The following is a 15,074-nucleotide window of genomic DNA, read 5'->3' on the forward strand; positions in this document are numbered from 1 at the left end:
GCCCGCCCTTCTCGGCGGAGCCACACGGGTGGGGAATTTCGATAAGCGTCAGAGGGGAATTTCAGCGAGCGCGGTCACCAGCGACCTCGAAAACTCCAAGGTTGGTGATCACTTGGGTGACCACGCCGCGGCCGGTAAGCGGCAGGTCGCAGGCTGACACCAGTTTCGCCTCCCCCTTCTTTGTCACATGCTCAGTCAGCACGATTATCCGGCGTGCGCCACTAACTAGGTCCATCGCCCCACCCATTCCTTTGACAATCGACCCAGGCACCATCCAGTTGGCCAGGTCACCGTTCATCGCAACCTGCATCGCACCCAACACCGCAACGTCGACGTGGCCACCGCGGATCATCGCAAAGCTAGTCGCGGAGTCGAAGAACGACGCTCCAGAGATTACCGACACTGTCTGCTTGCCGGCATTGATCAAGTCAGGATCCACCTCGTCCGGGTAGGGGAACGGGCCCACGCCAAGGATGCCATTCTCAGCGTGCAGCGTGACGTCAGACCCGTTGGGAAGGTGGTCGGGGATCAACGTCGGCAGGCCGATCCCGAGGTTGACATAGGCGCCGTTACTCAGCTCGTGCGCAGCTCGCATGGCCATCTCGTCATGAGTCCAGGTCATCACGCCTTCTTCCTCTGCCGCGTTGTAAGCTTCTCGGGGTCTTTCTGGGCGGCCTGTTCCGGAGTGAGCGGGACAATGCGCTGAACGAATACCCCAGGTAAGTGGACTGCGTCCGGATGCAGGTCGCCGACCTCGACGACCCGCTCGGCCTCGACGATTGTGATTCGCCCAGACATGGCCGCTGGCGGGTTGAAATTGCGCGCGGCGGCGTGGAATTGGCAGTTTCCGGCCGGGTCGGCCACCGCTGCGCGAATAAGGGCGTAGTCCGTGACGATCGACTCCTCCAGAACCATCTGCTTACCTCCAAACGTTCGCACCTCCTTCGGCGGGGAGGCTATTGCGATGTGTCCGTCCGGGTGGTACCGCCACGGTAGGCCGCCGTCGGCGACTAGCGTGCCGATGCCCGTCGGCGTGAAGAACGCGCCGATCCCGCTGCCGCCGGCGCGCAAACGTTCGGCCAGGGTGCCCTGCGGTGTGAGCTCCACCGTCAGCTCGCCGCCCAGGTACTGCCTTCCAAACTCCTTGTTCTCTCCGATATAAGACGCGACCACCCGGCTGATCCGCCGCGCTTCCAAGAGCCGGCCCAGCCCGGCGCCGTCAGTGCCGCAGTTGTTTGACACGGTCGTTAGGTTCGAGGCGCCCTGCTCTAGCAGAGCCTCAATCAGGAACATCGGGATGCCTACGAGTCCGAAACCGCCCACGGCTAGACTCGCCCCGTCCGGGACATCTGCGACCGCCTCAGCGGCCGATCCGATCAGTTTGTTGAGGGTCATGACCGCTCCAGGTGGTTAATCAGTGCGGGGGTGATGATGTCGGGTCGCTCTGCGTTGGCTAGGTGCGCCGCGCGAGGAACCACCAGCAGCTGTGCGTCATGCACGGCAGTGACGATTTCCCGGAGCTTGGCCGGCGGAGTAGCCAGGTCGTCCGCCCCGGCGATGACCAACGTCGGCGCCTTGATCGCAACGAGGTCTGCACGCAGGTCGAGCGCAGCGATCACTTCGCAACACAAGGCGTAACCGCAGGACGGGGTGGCTGCGACCATCGCCTCATGTGTCTCCCGGATGCGGGGATTCGCTGCCAGATACGCAGGAGTGAACCAGCGTGCCACGACGGCCGGCGCGACGGCGACGGTCCCCAAGTTAAGGGCCGTCGCGGCCCGCTCGGTCCAACCGGCGGCAGGCGGCAGCCGAGCAGCACTGCATAGGATTGCCATCCGGTTGACCCGCTCGGGGTTACGCGCGGCGACGCGCATAGCTGTCATCCCGCCCAGTGACAGTCCCACGAGGTGCCCCTTTGCGACGTCCAGCCGGTCGAGCAGGGCAACAAGGTCGTCGGCCAGGTCGTCAAGCACCCACGGCCCCGATGGAATTGGGGAGTCGCCGTGCCCGCGAGTGTTGTACCGGATGACACGGAATCGGTCCGCAAGCGCGGCGAGCTGAGCATCCCATATGTGGTATGTCGATCCAAGCGAGTTGCATAGCACCACCACAGGGGATTCGACACGGCCGGTGACGACCGCCTCGACCTCGACCGCGCTCATGAGGCTGTCGTGCCTTTACCGTAACGATTGCCCAGGATCACGTCGTCGACGTTGCCCTGACCCCGCCCAGCTGCGCGAAAGGGTTTGATACAGCCTCATCGCAGCAGAGCAGGCGCCGAAAATGCGGTGTGCGCCGCGACCTCACTCCCACGTGAGGGTGCACCGAATGGGAGGTTCCCACGACATCCAAGCCAGCGGCCATTCCATCAATCTAGTGACCTGCCATAACATGTAGAAATACATATTTGTTGCTGATTGAGAGGCCTAGGATCCTAATATATGGAGTTGCGGCATCTGCGCTACTTTCGGGCCGTCGCCGAGGAACTCCACTTCGGCCGAGCCGCCCGGCGGCTCCACATCGCACAGTCGCCGCTATCCCAGCAGATTCGTCAACTCGAGTCCGAGCTCGGAGTTGACCTGCTAATCCGCACCACCCGCAAAGTCGAGCTCACCCGGGCCGGCCAGGCTTACCTAAAGCGAGCAGCGGGGATCCTCGATGCGGTAGAAGAGGCGAAAGGACAAGCGCGCCGCATCGCTAATGGAGAGGAAGGTCACCTGGCCATTGGATGCGTCGGCTCGGCGACATACTCGCTTCTGCCGCGGCTGGTCCGCGTCCTCAGTGAGGAATTGCCGGGCATCGAAGTGAGCGTGCGCGGCGACATGCTGGCGCCCGCTCAGGTCACCGCACTGCTAGCCGGCGACATCGATCTCGCGCTTTTGCGCCCGCCGGTCGAGCAGCCGGGCGTGCAGTTGGAGATGATCCGGCGTGATCGTCTGATCGCGGCTTTGCCCGAAGGACACTGGTTAGCTGCGCGCGAGGTGCTCACTATTGCGGACCTCGGTGATGAGTGGTTCATCGCCCACGCCGGCCGCGGCCGATCGGTGATGAACAGCGTCCTGACGGCGGTATGTGCGGATGCGGGTTTCGTGCCGCGGGTTCGCCACGAGGTAGCGGAGACGTCGACACTGGTAACACTTGTCGCCGCCGGCCTCGGCGTGGCTATCGTTCCCGGGCCGACGAAGGCGCTCGGCATCGCCGGGGTTTGTTACCGACCGTTGCTACCGGATCTCCTTGGCGTGGACCTGGCGGCGGGGTGGTTGGCTATCGCGAACTCGCCGCTGCTCGAGAATACGCTTTCAATGCTCAGGCGGGTCGCGAGACAGGACGGAAGCAGAAATTGAGCCACACCGCGAGAAAAGGTCGGCAGCGCCCCTCATTGGCGGCGTGACCAACCTTTGAACGAATTTCGGTAAGGTTCCGCTGGGCGGAACAGAGGCTGTGTTCCAAATCGCATCACGTAATTAATCTGAGGCCTACACACACTTCCGGGGTGTCGATGTCGTGCCGGTTGGACTTTGACCGTTGCCGGCAAAACACATAGAAGGGACGGTAGGTTGACTATCACATCTGCTGCGGGATCATCCCAGCAAACGTCTGCATCACGGAGTACCGAAGACGCGCTGGCGCCTTTGGTGCGTAATTCGTGGTATGTCATTGGTTTTCGTCATGAGTTCGATCGGACTCTTAAGCAGCGGTGGATCCTGGGCGAACCCCTGTGCTTCTATGAATCCCGCGAGGGCGAGTTGATTGTCCTCGATGACCGCTGTGCGCATCGGCGCTTCCCGCTGTCGGCGAGCACGCTTTTAGATGACGACAGCATCAGGTGTAAGTACCACGGCTTTACGTTTAATTCTGAGGGGCGGTGCACGTTGATGCCCGGTGGCGGTCAGCCGCGGGGAGTCGGGGTGCGCAAGTATCCGGCGGTCCATCGTGGCCCGTTTGTGTGGATCTGGACAGGCGACAACCCCGAGGATGCCGATGAGGACTTGGTGGCGTGGCCGGAGCTTGAGGGTGGAGCGATCGTGTCGGGTTATTACCACAACGATGGGAACTACTCGCTGGTCTTGGAGAATCTGCTCGATCTGACTCACCTTCAGTTCCTCCATGGCGTTGGAGGCGAAGGCTTTACCAATGCGAAGCTTGAGTTGCTCAAGCCCAGCGACTTTCCAGCGCAGTTCAAGGACACGGCGGTGGGCTTTTACAAGGAGTGGGACGATGTCATGGGGATGTTCGCGGGCAATGGAGGTGATGATCCTGAGGTTCCGATCCGCCGGCGGACGGAAGCGCGTGTGTTAACGCCGGGCTACGCTTGCGGTATCGAGTTCTACGACCCGCTCGATGCTGGGACTGAGACGAAGCTTCGCAAAGTCATTGTCCCTCACGCCATTACGCCGGCCAATGGCCACGAGACGCACCAGTGGTGGGCGTATTGGCAGAACACACCGATAATCTCCGGCGAGGAGGCTTGGGCTAACACTATGTCCACTATCTTCCTCGATGACGAGTTCGCTGTAGGGAAGATTCAGCAGTACGCAGAGACCGACGATCGTTCTGGGGTGCGGGAGCACAGTTGCGCGGGAGATGTTGCGGCTCTACGCATCCGCCGAACACTGCATCGACTCGCCGCAACCGAGCGGAAAGCCAAAGCGGAGAGATCGTAGTTCGGGTAGCCGCTGGATATCGTATTGCGACGGCGTCGGGCCATGTTTGTATCGTTCAAGCGCTACGTCCCGACGGTGAGAGGTTTTTGTGGACGAATTCGAAGTTGTGGTCGCCGAACGGAAGGACGCTGCTGCCGGTGTAGTGACGTTGTTGCTACAAAATCCCAATGGCTCCGACCTCCCAACCTGGGCGCCCGGCGCCCATATCGACGTTGTGCTTACGGCGGAACTTATCCGGCAGTACTCGCTATGTGGCGACCCAAGCGATCGCCGAACATGGCGGATCGCTGTCTTGCTGGAGCCAGACGGGCGAGGTGGATCGAGCTATGTTCACACTCAGATTCGTGCTGGTGACAAGCTGTGTATACGTGGCCCGCGGAACAATTTTGCACTTGAACCCTCGCCGCGGTACCGGTTTATCGCGGGAGGAATTGGTATCACGCCGATTCTGCCTATGATCGCCGCTGTTGAGAATGCAGGCGCGGACTGGACATTGCATTTCGGTGGGCGCACCCGCCAATCGATGGCATTCCTCGACGAGCTCACCAAGAACGGGCAGGGTGTCGTAGTCCACCCGCAGGACTCCCTGGGGTACCTCAACCTCGACAGCGCGATTGGGGACCCTACGCCGGATACCTTAATCTACTGTTGCGGTCCGTCTTCGCTGATCACCGCCGTCGAAGAGCGGTGCCGGGCTTGGCCCGAAGGCGCCTTGCATGTGGAACGCTTTCAGGCCGACCCGTCACCAACTGCCGGTGAGGCGCAGCAGTTTTTCATCGAGATCGGATCTACTGGCGAGAGGTTCAGTGTCCCAGCGGATCGGTCGGCTCTGTCGGTGCTGCGGGAGAATGGGATAGATGTCTTGTCCTCCTGTGAAGAGGGGGTCTGCGGAACGTGTGAGACACGTGTCATCAGCGGCGCTATAGACCATCGCGACAGTTTGCTCACCGACGAAGAGAAAGATGAGAACTCGACCATGATGGTCTGCGTTTCCCGGGCCGCGTCTGGTGAGACGGTCGTTCTCGACTTATAGCTTGGACATGCGGGCCACGAGCCGGGTTCGCGGCACCTAACGTGATCGGCCAACACCAATAGTGCCTTGATTTTAGTCGGCTGCGCGAGACTGAGCTCCCGACCGGACGGCATCGGCACGCGTCTAACTCAATTTGTCGCCAGATCGGCTTTGCCTGTGCTGGTTAAGAATTCGAATGAATCGCTTGGTTATCTGGATGGCCCGGCGTGGCCGCACAGCATTGTCATACGTTGCCCTCGTCGGAAAAGAGGGCCTTTTGAGCAATGCGGAAGGCAATGTTAGAGTCCGGCACGCCGCAGTAGATGGCCGTCTGCAAAAGGACTTCCTTGATTTCGTCGGCAGTCAATCCGTTTCGGCGTGCGGCCTGAAGATGCATAGCCAGTTCGTCTTGATGCCCACGGGCGATCAACGCCGTAAGGGTGATGATCGACCGAGACCGCCGATCCAAGCCGGGCCGCGTCCAGATGGATCCCCACGCGTATTCGGTGATTAGCCGTTGGAAATCATCAGTGAACTCGACAGTATGGGCGATGGCGTTATCGACGTGGGCGTCGCCTAATACAGTGCGGCGCATCCGCATTCCGTTGATGTAGCGATCGTTAAGGTCAGTCATTGCGGCTTCCTTTGTATGGATGCAGTGGAGGTGATTCGCCGGGGTTAGTGCGCGGCATCGGCGATAGCTTCACGCAAGCTCCTTGAGATTACACCGAGCCCGGTCCAGCGCTGCGGTGATTAGCTGGTCGGCAGTGCCGAAGTATGTTGGCGATGGTGGCTTCTCGGTTAGTGCGGCAATGGCATTCTGCTCGCCGGAAACCGCCGCCATTTCAAGGTTGGCAGCCATTCGCTCAGCGTTGACCTCAAGGCCGTTCAGCAGTTCGGTCGCCTGGGATGAGGCGACGAGGGTCCGCCTGGCCAGGGTGCGCAAGGTATCCCACTCCGCGTGCCATGCGCCGGCGGATCGGTCGTCCTCACTGAGCCCGGCTGCGCTATGCAGGACCGACGCGAGGGGGGCGCTTGTCAGCGCAGCGCGCCGAATAAGCACCGAGAGCACGGGATTGTGCTTCTCGGGCATGGTGGATGAACCGCCACGGCCAGTAACAACTTTTTCGGCGACTTCGCCGATTTCGGGCCGGTTCAAGATGAGGACATCGGTCGCGATGCGACCCCAGGCGTCGGTGCAGCTGACTAGCGCATCGCCGATTGCGGTGATGGGTCCGCGACTGGTGTGCCAAGGGGGACGGTGCTGTAATCCGACGGCATCGGCCGTAAGCACGCACAGCCGTATCGCTACATCGGTCGCATGTTCCGAACCACGCAATAGTGCGGCGAGTTCGGTGCTTGCGGCCAATGTCCCAGCGGCTCCGCCGATCTGAACCGGTGTGGACAGGCGTGTGACGCGGCGGGCGGCGTCGCAGACCCCGGATAGCCAGCCCGCTGCCTTGACGCCAAAGGTGGTCGGCACGGCGTGCTTGGTAAGTGTGCGTGCGACCATCGGGGTGCGGCGATGCTCGAAAGCCAGATCATGGAGGCGGCTGAGCTGGCTACCCAAACCGGCGCGTAGTTGCGCTAAGGCATCCCGCAGCGTCAGCATAAGCGCTGAGTCCATGACGTCTTGACTGGTCAAGCCGCGGTGAATCCATGCTCGGGTTGGTTCAGGTGCGCGTCGGCGCAGGAGCGCCACCAAGGCAATCACCGGATTGCCCCCGCGTTCAGCGGACCTGGCGATGTGCTCCAGGTCGTTGTCGTCAACCAGTGAAGCCAATTTGCAGTCTGTGCAGGTTGCGGGAATTAGGCCACATTGGGCCAGCGCTGCCAGCCACGCCGACTCGAAACGAAGCATCGCAGCCCAAACCGCCGCATCGCTGACCATCAGCCCTGCACGATCATCTCCCGGCCACAGCAGATTGGTCATGAGTGGGTTGCGTTGTATCGCAGGAATACCGTCTCAGCGACACCCTGGAGGTGGAGGTCAAAGCGGTAGCCGTCAGGCTGCGCGGCGCAAAGGAGCGTTTGGCGACGCTTTACGTCGAGATCACTTAGCAGCGGGTCCGCACCAATGTCGCCGTGTGGCAGATAGGCGCGGGTGAAAAGGGCGTCAAGCAAGCCTCTCGCAAACACGGTGAGGGCGAAGAACGGCGCTCGGCCGTCGCCGCAGACTCCCGGGACCTTCGTGGTGAAGCTGTAGTTTCCAGCCGCGTCGGTGGCCGACCGGCCCCACCCGGTAAATTCCCAGCCGTCGCGGCGCAACGATCCCGTCTGTTGGACGACTGCGCCATCGGTGTCGGGCTGCCACAGCTCGATTAGTGCGTCGGGAATCCCTTGGCCCTCACCGTCATAGACGGTCCCGTATAAGCGGATCGCGTGCGGGTGCCCTGCGGGCAGTAGTAGGTTATCACCGGTGTAGGGGAGAGCGCAGTGAAAAAACGGTCCGACGGTCTGACCGGGGGTTGCGTTCGATTCAATCACGGTGGGTGGTCTCAATCGGTGTGCGACGACTTCCATCCAGGACGATGTCGAAGCGGTAGCCCGTCGCGACCTCGGGACGCGAAAGTGCGTGGTCGTACACCGCGATGAGGCGGGCTCGGGCGGCCGGATCAGTGACCGCCTGACAAATCGGGTCCAGCGGAAACAGCGGGTCGCCGGGAAAATACATCTGAGTGACAAGTCGTTCGGTGAACCGCGTGCCAAACACCGAGAAATGGATATGGGCAGGCCGCCACGCGTTGATGTGATTGCGCCAGGGATAGGGCCCGGGCTTGACGGTGATGAATTGATAGCTTCCATCGGGGCCAGTGATGCATCTGCCAACTCCGGTGAAGTTGGGATCTAGGGGTGCTGGATGCTGGTCCTGCTGGTGAATGTAACGGCCTGCGGCGTTGGCCTGCCAGATCTCGACGAGTTGATTGGCGACTGGGCGGCCACTGCTGTCGGTGACCGATCCGGTGATTACAACGCGTTCGCCGATGGGCGCTCCTGCATGACCGATTGTGAGGTCCGCATCAAGCGGGCTGACGTCGCCGGCACCGAAGCACGGCGCGCACAGCTCAACCCCCTCGGGATCGACGATCGGTAGGTTTTTGCGGGGGTGACGCAAGACGCTGCTCCGGTAGGGCCAATAGTTTAGCCGGGGTTGCGCTTCGGCTGGCCCAGAGTGATCCATCGTGGCGATGGCGCTGATCTCTTCGCAGATGTCCTCTTGCGTAACGAGTCCCGTCATCTTGACCTGCATTTGCATGCACGCCAAGGTAGCCATCGGCCTGCATCGACCCGAGAGTATTATTCTGCTCAGTGGAAGATCGAGCAGGCGCGACGGGCAGCCATGGCGGGTAATAGTTCGCGGCCGGGGATAAGCGTGGCCTCGCGAGCCTTGGCGCTGCTCGCCGCGTTCGACAGCCGCCACCGGCAGCTGACGTTGACGGAGTTGGCTCGCCGCGCAGACCTCCCGATCGGCACCGCCCACCGGTTGCTGGGTGAACTGTACGACTGGGGTGCCGTAGCGCGCCTGCCGTCTGGGCATTATGTGATTGGCCGAAGGCTTTGGGACGTAGGACTTTTGGCGCCGCTGCAGACGGGGTTGCGGGAGGTGGCGTCACCGTTCTTGCACGACCTCTACGGCGCGACTTTGGCTACCGTACATTTGGCAGTCCGTGATGGACACGAGGTGCTGTATGTGGATCGGTTGTCCGGACATGCCTCAGTGCCCGTCGTCAGCTACATCGGCTCACGACTACCCCTGCACGCCACCGGAGTGGGTAAGGTGCTGTTGGCCTACGCTCCGGAGGAAGTGCAGCAATACGTTCTTGCGCATTTAGTGCGTGTGACACCCCATACTGTCGTGCACACCGGAATCATGCGCAATCAGTTGGTGCGGGTGCGCCGAGATGGGTATGCGACAACGTCGGAGGAGATGACAATGGGCGCGTGTTCGGTGGCAGTACCGGTATTCCAAGGCGCCGATGTCGTGGCGGCACTGGGGCTAGTGGTACCTACACTCAAGCGTGATCGTGCCCGTCTGGTAGCTGCGTTACATGTTGCCGCACGGGGTATTTCGCGCACAGTGCGATGACGGTGGCGGCGCGGGTAGAGCTATCGTCGTAGGCTGTTTTCAACCAGCGGAAAGCCCATCTTGCGCTGGGAGGGATACCAGGCGACAGTGCTTGCGTTCACTGATCGAACGCAAGCTCTCTCAGAGGATCACTATGCCGAGCACCGTCGCGGGAATCATCGCCCGATCTAAGGGTTCCGCCACTGAACGTGTCGAACTCGTCGTTCCCGACCCGGTCGGGAACGACGTCGTCATACGCGTACAGGCGTGCGGCGTGTGCCACACCGACCTGACCTATCGCGAAGGTGGCATTAATGACGAGTATCCGTTCCTATTGGGGCATGAGGCTGCCGGAGTTGTCGAGACCGTGGGTGATGCCGTAACCCATGTAGCACCAAGCGATTTCGTTGTGTTGAACTGGAGGGCAGTATGCGGACAATGTCGTGCTTGCAAGCGTGGCCGGCCACGGTATTGCTTTAATACCTATAACGCTTCTCAGCCGATGACATTGACAGACGGCACGGCGGTCACGCCGGCGTTGGGCATCGGCGCATTCGCCGAGAAGACGCTGGTGCACGAAGGCCAGTGCACAAAGGTTGATCCGGTCGCCGACCCCGCGGTGGTTGCATTGCTTGGTTGCGGAGTGATGGCAGGGCTGGGTGCTGCGATCAACACCGCCGCGGTGGACCGCGACGATTCTGTAGCGGTGATCGGGTGCGGCGGTGTGGGTAATGCGGCGATTGCGGGTGCCCGCCTGGTCGGCGCGAAAACGATCATCGCAATCGACCGAGACGCGAAGAAGCTGGAGTGGGCAAAAGATTTCGGCGCCACGGACACTGTCAACGCGGCCGCCATGGACACCATCGACGCGATTCGGGAGATTACCGACGGATACGGCGTCGACGTCGTTATAGATGCGGTGGGGCGACCCGAAACTTGGAAGCAGGCCTTTTACGCGCGCGATCTGGCCGGGACTGTCGTGCTGGTCGGCGTGCCTACTCCGGACATGCGACTTGACATCCCGTTAGTCGATTTTTTCTCTCGTGGCGGTTCGTTGAAGTCGTCATGGTATGGCGACTGCCTGCCCGAGCGTGATTTTCCCACAATGGTAAATCTGTATCTGCAGGGTAGGTTGCCGCTCGAAAAGTTTGTGAGTGAGAGGATTGGGCTCGACGACATCCAGTCCGCTTTTAAGGCAATGCATTCCGGACAGGTCCTGCGTTCGGTGGTTGTGCTGTGAACCCAAGCACCGTCGTGGCCGAGCTGGCTGGACTTCGCATTGAAAAACTTGTTACCGCTGGCACATTCTGCCTGGACGGCGGCACGTGGGAAGTGGAGAACAATGTCTGGATTTTGGGCAGCGATCACGACGTTGTGATCATCGACGCCGCTCATGACGCTGACGTCATGAGCGGCAGTCGGAACACGTGCAGTGACGGCTGTGATTTGCACCCACGGGCACAACGATCACGTCAACGTTGCTGAATTGCTAGCAAAAAAGGTGCACGCGCCAGTTTTGCTTCACCCCGCGGACACCATGTTATGGCAGACCGTGCACGGTGACGCGGCGTTCATGCCGTTGCACGATGGCCAGCGTATCGGCTTTGCCGGCACTGAAATTAGCGTGCTCCATACTCCGGGCCACTCACCGGGCTCAGTCTGTCTGCATCTGCCCGAGGCTGGGGCAATCTTCTCGGGTGACACCTTGTTCGAAGGCGGCCCCGGTGCAACAGGCCGGTCATATTCGGACTTCCCAACGATCATTTCCTCGATACGCGAACGGCTTTTCAGCCTGGACGTCGAAACGCGGGTCCACACCGGGCATGGCCCGTCGACGCGCATAGGAGGAGAAGCGCCGTTCCTCGAAGAGTGGATCGCGCGAGGCTACTGAAAACGCGTGGGCCGCTTTGGTGTTGCGGTCAGATATCACTACCGATTTCCACCAGAGATAAGTCCGCATAATTTTCGGCGAGTGCCGCCGACGCGGCCCGGCTAGAGAAGATCGAACGTAATTGCGCAAGCTGCAGCTCGGCGTCGAACGGGTCGCCATTGATGTGCAGCATGCTCGTCATCCATGACGAGAAGTGTGTGCAGCGCCAGACGCGGCGCAGTGCGGTCGCGGAGTACCTATCGGCCAGCTCGCTATCCCCCTTGATCACCAGGGCGGCAAGCGCAGGAGCTAACAGTGCGACATCGGCAATCGCTAGGTTGAGCCCCTTGGCCCCGGTCGGGGGAACGATGTGGGCGGCGTCGCCTGCTAAGAAGAGTCGGCCATAGCGCATCGGTGTCTGCACATAGCTGCGCATCGGCAGCACGCTGCACGCACTAACCCGTCCTTGTTGCAGCGACCAGCCGTTCACGCCATCGCCCAGTCGGTGCGCCAGCGCATCCCAAATGCGCTCATGGGTCCAATCGTTGATGTCTGTGTCGTTGGGCACTTGCAGGTATAGTCGGCTCACGTCTGGGGAGCGCATCGAATGCATCGCGAAACCATCCGGATGCCACGCGTAGATGAGTTCGTCAGTCGAGGGGGGAACATCGGCCAGCACGCCGAGCCAGGAGTATGGGTAAGCGCGCTCCCACACCTGTTTCACTTCGCCAGGAATGGCAGCTCGGCTTGGGCCGAAAGAGCCATCACAGCCGACCACGGCATCGGCGACTAGGCGTTGCGACGACCCGTCGCTGGATGTGAAGGTGATGAATGGACGTTCGGTCGTCAGGTCATGCACGGCGACTTTGTCTACTTCATAATAGATTTGTTGCTCGGCGGCCGTCCGCGCGGCCACGAGATCCCTTTGAAGTTCGGTCTGTCCGTACACCCACACGCAGCGGCCCACCAGATCGACGAAGTCCACGTGGTGACGTTCGCCTGGGGTCTGAAGGTAGATACCTCTATGCTCCATGCCGTGCTCAATGAGGCGGCCACCTAACCCGACGGTGCGTAGCAGCTGAACCGCTGAATGCTCCAGGATGCCGGCGCGGATGCGGGCCAGAACATATTCTTGCGAGCGTGTCTCGACGATGACAGACTCGACGCCTTCTGCGGCCAGCAGGTGCGACAAAAGCATACCGGCTGGCCCAGCTCCGATGATTGCGACTTGGGCGCGCATAGGCCCTAAGTGTCTTATATTCGGGTACGACAACCTGAGCAGTGAATTCCGCTGGGCGGAATCAGATGACTCCTCGTTGCCGCGCGTGCCAGCAGGTGCTGCACTCCCGGTTTTCGAGTGTAGAAAACGCGGGCCGCTCGAAGCGCACGATCACCGACATTTTCTATTCTCTACCTGGTGTTAGCTCTGTGACCTCAGGCACCGACACCGCCGGCTCGTCGATGACTGGTGTTCGCATTACCCCCAGCCCCGAGGCTTCAAGTTGGAGTATGTCTCCCGCTTTTAGAAACTCTGGAGGTTGCCGGCTCATGCCGACACCCGCTGGACTGCCGGTAAGCACGACGTCACCGGGCCGAAGGGTGACGAACTCGCTAACCGACGCGAGGAGTGTTGGGACATCGAAAATCATATGGGCGCAGACGTCATCCTGGCGCAAGTCGGTGTTGACTGAGAGGCGCAGTCGAAGGTTCCGCGGATCGCCGACTTCATCGGCCGTGACGAGCCAAGGACCCGTAGGACAGAATGTGTCGTATCCTTTTCCGCGCAGGACCTGAAGGTACAACGGATTTTTGTCCGCCTCGCCAAGGAAGACGTCCCGGGCCGTTACGTCATTGGCGATCATGTACCCGGCGACATGTTGCAGCGCGGTGTTGACGGATATGCGCCGTCCCGCGCGGCCAATCACGACAGCCAGTTCGATCTCGTAGTCGAGCATCGCGGTCTCGTGAGGAATTTCGATAGCGTCGAAGGGGCCAGTTATCGAGGATGTTGGCTTCGCGAAAAGTATAGGCTTGGTGGGCAACTCAGCTGCGCCGTGTTCGGCTAAGTGGGCAGGGTAGTTGGCGCCCACGGCAAAGACGGCGCCAGGATGAGGAACGGGCGGCCCGAGTCGGACGCCGTCCATAGGGATCGCATCTGCGCCAGTTACCGTAAGTTCGGCGATCCTCGTTCGCACGTCGGCCAGCACGCGGAGAACGTCGTTCATCGTGGCGTCCGGGCAACCCCAACGTTGCATTGCAGCACTGAGGGGAATGATCATGTTTTGGTTCGACAGAACCCCGGGTTGCTCTTTGCCGCGCTCACCGAAGCTGACAAGTTTCATGTTCACCTTCCACCGGGTTAGACTGGTCGATCTTCGACCGTGCGCTGGGTTACCCTGCCTTGCCCCCTGCGGAATCGTTCGGTGACCCAACACGATTGTTTCTACGACGTAGTTTCTTGTGTCGACGCGTGGCCGTAAGCCTCCTGCGTGGTCGGGGGGTGCAGGGGAAGGAAGTCGCTTGACGACCGCTTGTGTATTTCGATGCGGGACGGCTTGCTCTGCATGCGGCCTGCTCGATGGTGAATATCCAGCGCGCCGACGGCTTGTCGCGTAATCGGGCCGCACGCGTTCGTTGTCAATGGAAGTCGTGACCGAGCTCCGATGGCGGCTTCGCGCTGTGTCTGCGTGACTTGGGAGCTTCAGCGCTTTCGCCCCCCAAACCGTAAAGCGTTGCCACGGCTGCTATTCCGTGCGCTGAACGAGCTCGGCCACTGACACGCCGGCTCTCAAGTTCGCGAGCATCTCCGCCGGATCGAACTCGGTTCCGATCGGATTGGTTTGATAGATCGGCCCGTTTATGAACGCGTTGACTTCTTCGTTACTGGCGAAGACGTCGACCTGCAGTTCCACGCGGTTGCGATCGGGGTCGCAGTAATACAACGAGATGGTGGGTCCGTGATTGATTTTCATCACCGGCTGGATATCTTCTGCAGCGAGTCGTTCGAAGTTCTCCAATAAAGCCGCCAGAGACGCGTAGGTGAAAGACACGTGATGTAGCCCGAGGGCGTCGTCACTGCGTTCGGTGTAATCGCCGAATGACACCAGGCCGATCCGGTGGTGCTCGTCGTCGTAGGACAGAAAGCACAGGGCGTCGTTTTCGAAGGCCACCTTGGCGGCGAGCACGTTGGTGTACCAATCGCGCATCTCGCGAACCCTGTTGGTCTGCAAGACAATATGTGAGAGCTTGCTTGGGGATTGCATATCAGTCTCCGATCTTTGGCGGTGGATATAGGGCGCCGAGGTCTTCCGCGTCACCACGCGGCGACGTAGTCCCAAGACTCTTTGGACCTGTCGGTACGTGGAGTTCGGTGCCGCCGCCGGCAGAATCGAGCCTGTCCCACGGTCGGCCAGTTTGGCTCCAATGACGGCGGCGAGCTGGTCGTGCGTTGCTACTGATGGC

General features: G+C 60.9%; 15 protein-coding genes and 1 pseudogene. 6 read left to right on the top strand and 10 right to left on the bottom strand.

The genetic code is table 11. The features are described 5' to 3' along the window. Window positions 1–61: 61 nt before the first annotated feature. Genes BST14_RS12160 through pcaD form a run of 3 tightly spaced genes read right to left on the bottom strand, consistent with a single transcriptional unit; the run spans window position 62 to window position 2,162 of the window. A complete protein-coding gene (locus BST14_RS12160) occupies window positions 62–622 on the bottom strand; it encodes a 3-oxoacid CoA-transferase subunit B (RefSeq protein WP_083064730.1) in 561 nt (186 codons plus the stop codon). After that, the gene (locus BST14_RS12165) at window positions 622–1,395 is read right to left on the bottom strand and encodes a CoA transferase subunit A (RefSeq protein ID WP_083064731.1); all 774 of its coding nucleotides are present in this window, start codon (window positions 1,393–1,395) and stop codon (window positions 622–624) included. Before BST14_RS12165 ends, BST14_RS12160 begins: the two co-directional genes overlap by 1 nt. Next, window positions 1,392–2,162 (bottom strand): 3-oxoadipate enol-lactonase, encoded by a 771-nt coding sequence (gene pcaD, locus BST14_RS12170; RefSeq protein WP_083064732.1) that lies wholly within the window; start codon window positions 2,160–2,162, stop codon window positions 1,392–1,394. The genes BST14_RS12165 and pcaD overlap by 4 nt, the downstream gene beginning before the upstream one ends. 279 nt (window positions 2,163–2,441) lie before the next feature. Between pcaD and BST14_RS12175 the strand changes: the two genes are divergently transcribed. The 3 genes from BST14_RS12175 to BST14_RS12185 all read left to right on the top strand — a co-directional run bounded on the left by BST14_RS12175 (window position 2,442) and on the right by BST14_RS12185 (window position 5,697). Beyond that, entirely contained in the window at window positions 2,442–3,344 is a 903-nt protein-coding gene (locus BST14_RS12175; protein WP_083064733.1) for a LysR substrate-binding domain-containing protein, read from the top strand. A gap of 213 nt (window positions 3,345–3,557) precedes the next feature. Then, on the top strand, window positions 3,558–4,664 hold the full coding sequence (locus tag BST14_RS12180; protein ID WP_158085867.1) for a Rieske 2Fe-2S domain-containing protein: 1,107 nt from the start codon (window positions 3,558–3,560) through the stop codon (window positions 4,662–4,664). Between the two features lie 88 nt (window positions 4,665–4,752). Continuing rightward, complete coding sequence (locus BST14_RS12185; RefSeq protein ID WP_083064735.1) at window positions 4,753–5,697, top strand: PDR/VanB family oxidoreductase; 945 nt, start codon at window positions 4,753–4,755, stop codon at window positions 5,695–5,697. A 223-nt stretch (window positions 5,698–5,920) separates the two neighbouring features. On the opposite strand, the gene pcaC is transcribed toward BST14_RS12185, so the two are convergent. From pcaC to pcaH, 4 genes are all read right to left on the bottom strand, one after another. Next, window positions 5,921–6,310: a 4-carboxymuconolactone decarboxylase gene (pcaC, locus tag BST14_RS12190; protein ID WP_083064736.1), complete on the bottom strand. Its 390-nt coding sequence runs from the start codon at window positions 6,308–6,310 to the stop codon at window positions 5,921–5,923. A 69-nt stretch (window positions 6,311–6,379) separates the two neighbouring features. Next, window positions 6,380–7,609 carry a lyase family protein gene (locus BST14_RS12195; protein ID WP_083064737.1) on the bottom strand — a complete coding sequence of 410 codons (1,230 nt, stop codon included), beginning with the start codon at window positions 7,607–7,609 and terminating at the stop codon, window positions 6,380–6,382. Then, window positions 7,606–8,163: a protocatechuate 3,4-dioxygenase subunit alpha gene (gene pcaG, locus BST14_RS12200; RefSeq protein WP_142279378.1), complete on the bottom strand. Its 558-nt coding sequence runs from the start codon at window positions 8,161–8,163 to the stop codon at window positions 7,606–7,608. Before pcaG ends, BST14_RS12195 begins: the two co-directional genes overlap by 4 nt. After that, entirely contained in the window at window positions 8,156–8,932 is a 777-nt protein-coding gene (gene pcaH, locus BST14_RS12205) for a protocatechuate 3,4-dioxygenase subunit beta (RefSeq protein ID WP_438502153.1), read from the bottom strand. The genes pcaG and pcaH overlap by 8 nt, the downstream gene beginning before the upstream one ends. A gap of 84 nt (window positions 8,933–9,016) precedes the next feature. Between pcaH and BST14_RS30930 the strand changes: the two genes are divergently transcribed. From BST14_RS30930 to BST14_RS12220, 3 genes and pseudogenes are all read left to right on the top strand, one after another. Further along, window positions 9,017–9,763 carry an IclR family transcriptional regulator gene (locus BST14_RS30930; protein WP_083064739.1) on the top strand — a complete coding sequence of 249 codons (747 nt, stop codon included), beginning with the start codon at window positions 9,017–9,019 and terminating at the stop codon, window positions 9,761–9,763. Window positions 9,764–9,896: 133 nt separating this feature from the next. Further along, window positions 9,897–10,982, top strand: a complete 1,086-nt coding sequence (locus BST14_RS12215) for an S-(hydroxymethyl)mycothiol dehydrogenase (RefSeq protein ID WP_083064740.1) — start codon at window positions 9,897–9,899, stop codon at window positions 10,980–10,982. A 23-nt stretch (window positions 10,983–11,005) separates the two neighbouring features. Next, window positions 11,006–11,633: pseudogene (locus BST14_RS12220) on the top strand (MBL fold metallo-hydrolase). 28 nt (window positions 11,634–11,661) lie between these two features. Here the strand turns inward: BST14_RS12220 and BST14_RS12225 are convergent. The 3 genes from BST14_RS12225 to BST14_RS12235 all read right to left on the bottom strand — a co-directional run bounded on the left by BST14_RS12225 (window position 11,662) and on the right by BST14_RS12235 (window position 14,875). Next, window positions 11,662–12,852: a 4-hydroxybenzoate 3-monooxygenase gene (locus tag BST14_RS12225; protein ID WP_083064741.1), complete on the bottom strand. Its 1,191-nt coding sequence runs from the start codon at window positions 12,850–12,852 to the stop codon at window positions 11,662–11,664. 163 nt (window positions 12,853–13,015) lie between these two features. After that, window positions 13,016–13,954, bottom strand: a complete 939-nt coding sequence (locus BST14_RS12230) for a fumarylacetoacetate hydrolase family protein (RefSeq protein WP_083064742.1) — start codon at window positions 13,952–13,954, stop codon at window positions 13,016–13,018. Window positions 13,955–14,356: 402 nt separating this feature from the next. Beyond that, window positions 14,357–14,875 carry a VOC family protein gene (locus BST14_RS12235; RefSeq protein WP_083064743.1) on the bottom strand — a complete coding sequence of 173 codons (519 nt, stop codon included), beginning with the start codon at window positions 14,873–14,875 and terminating at the stop codon, window positions 14,357–14,359. Window positions 14,876–15,074 lie beyond the last annotated feature (199 nt).

The sequence above is a fragment of the Mycobacterium arosiense ATCC BAA-1401 = DSM 45069 genome, from assembly GCF_002086125.1.
GTDB lineage: Bacteria > Actinomycetota > Actinomycetes > Mycobacteriales > Mycobacteriaceae > Mycobacterium > Mycobacterium arosiense.

What these genes read in the sequence shown, in the direction of transcription:
- BST14_RS12175 (WP_083064733.1), top strand. Translation starts at nt 2,442, where the DNA reads ATGGAGTTGCGGCATCTGCGCTACTTTCGGGCCGTCGCCGAGGAACTC.
- BST14_RS12225 (WP_083064741.1), bottom strand. Translation starts at nt 12,852, where the DNA reads ATGCGCGCCCAAGTCGCAATCATCGGAGCTGGGCCAGCCGGTATGCTT.
- pcaC (WP_083064736.1), bottom strand. Translation starts at nt 6,310, where the DNA reads ATGACTGACCTTAACGATCGCTACATCAACGGAATGCGGATGCGCCGC.
- BST14_RS12195 (WP_083064737.1), bottom strand. Translation starts at nt 7,609, where the DNA reads ATGACCAATCTGCTGTGGCCGGGAGATGATCGTGCAGGGCTGATGGTC.
- BST14_RS12215 (WP_083064740.1), top strand. Translation starts at nt 9,897, where the DNA reads ATGCCGAGCACCGTCGCGGGAATCATCGCCCGATCTAAGGGTTCCGCC.
- pcaD (WP_083064732.1), bottom strand. Translation starts at nt 2,162, where the DNA reads ATGAGCGCGGTCGAGGTCGAGGCGGTCGTCACCGGCCGTGTCGAATCC.
- BST14_RS30930 (WP_083064739.1), top strand. Translation starts at nt 9,017, where the DNA reads ATGGCGGGTAATAGTTCGCGGCCGGGGATAAGCGTGGCCTCGCGAGCC.
- BST14_RS12160 (WP_083064730.1), bottom strand. Translation starts at nt 622, where the DNA reads ATGACCTGGACTCATGACGAGATGGCCATGCGAGCTGCGCACGAGCTG.
- BST14_RS12235 (WP_083064743.1), bottom strand. Translation starts at nt 14,875, where the DNA reads ATGCAATCCCCAAGCAAGCTCTCACATATTGTCTTGCAGACCAACAGG.
- BST14_RS12230 (WP_083064742.1), bottom strand. Translation starts at nt 13,954, where the DNA reads ATGAAACTTGTCAGCTTCGGTGAGCGCGGCAAAGAGCAACCCGGGGTT.
- BST14_RS12165 (WP_083064731.1), bottom strand. Translation starts at nt 1,395, where the DNA reads ATGACCCTCAACAAACTGATCGGATCGGCCGCTGAGGCGGTCGCAGAT.
- pcaH (WP_438502153.1), bottom strand. Translation starts at nt 8,932, where the DNA reads ATGCAAATGCAGGTCAAGATGACGGGACTCGTTACGCAAGAGGACATC.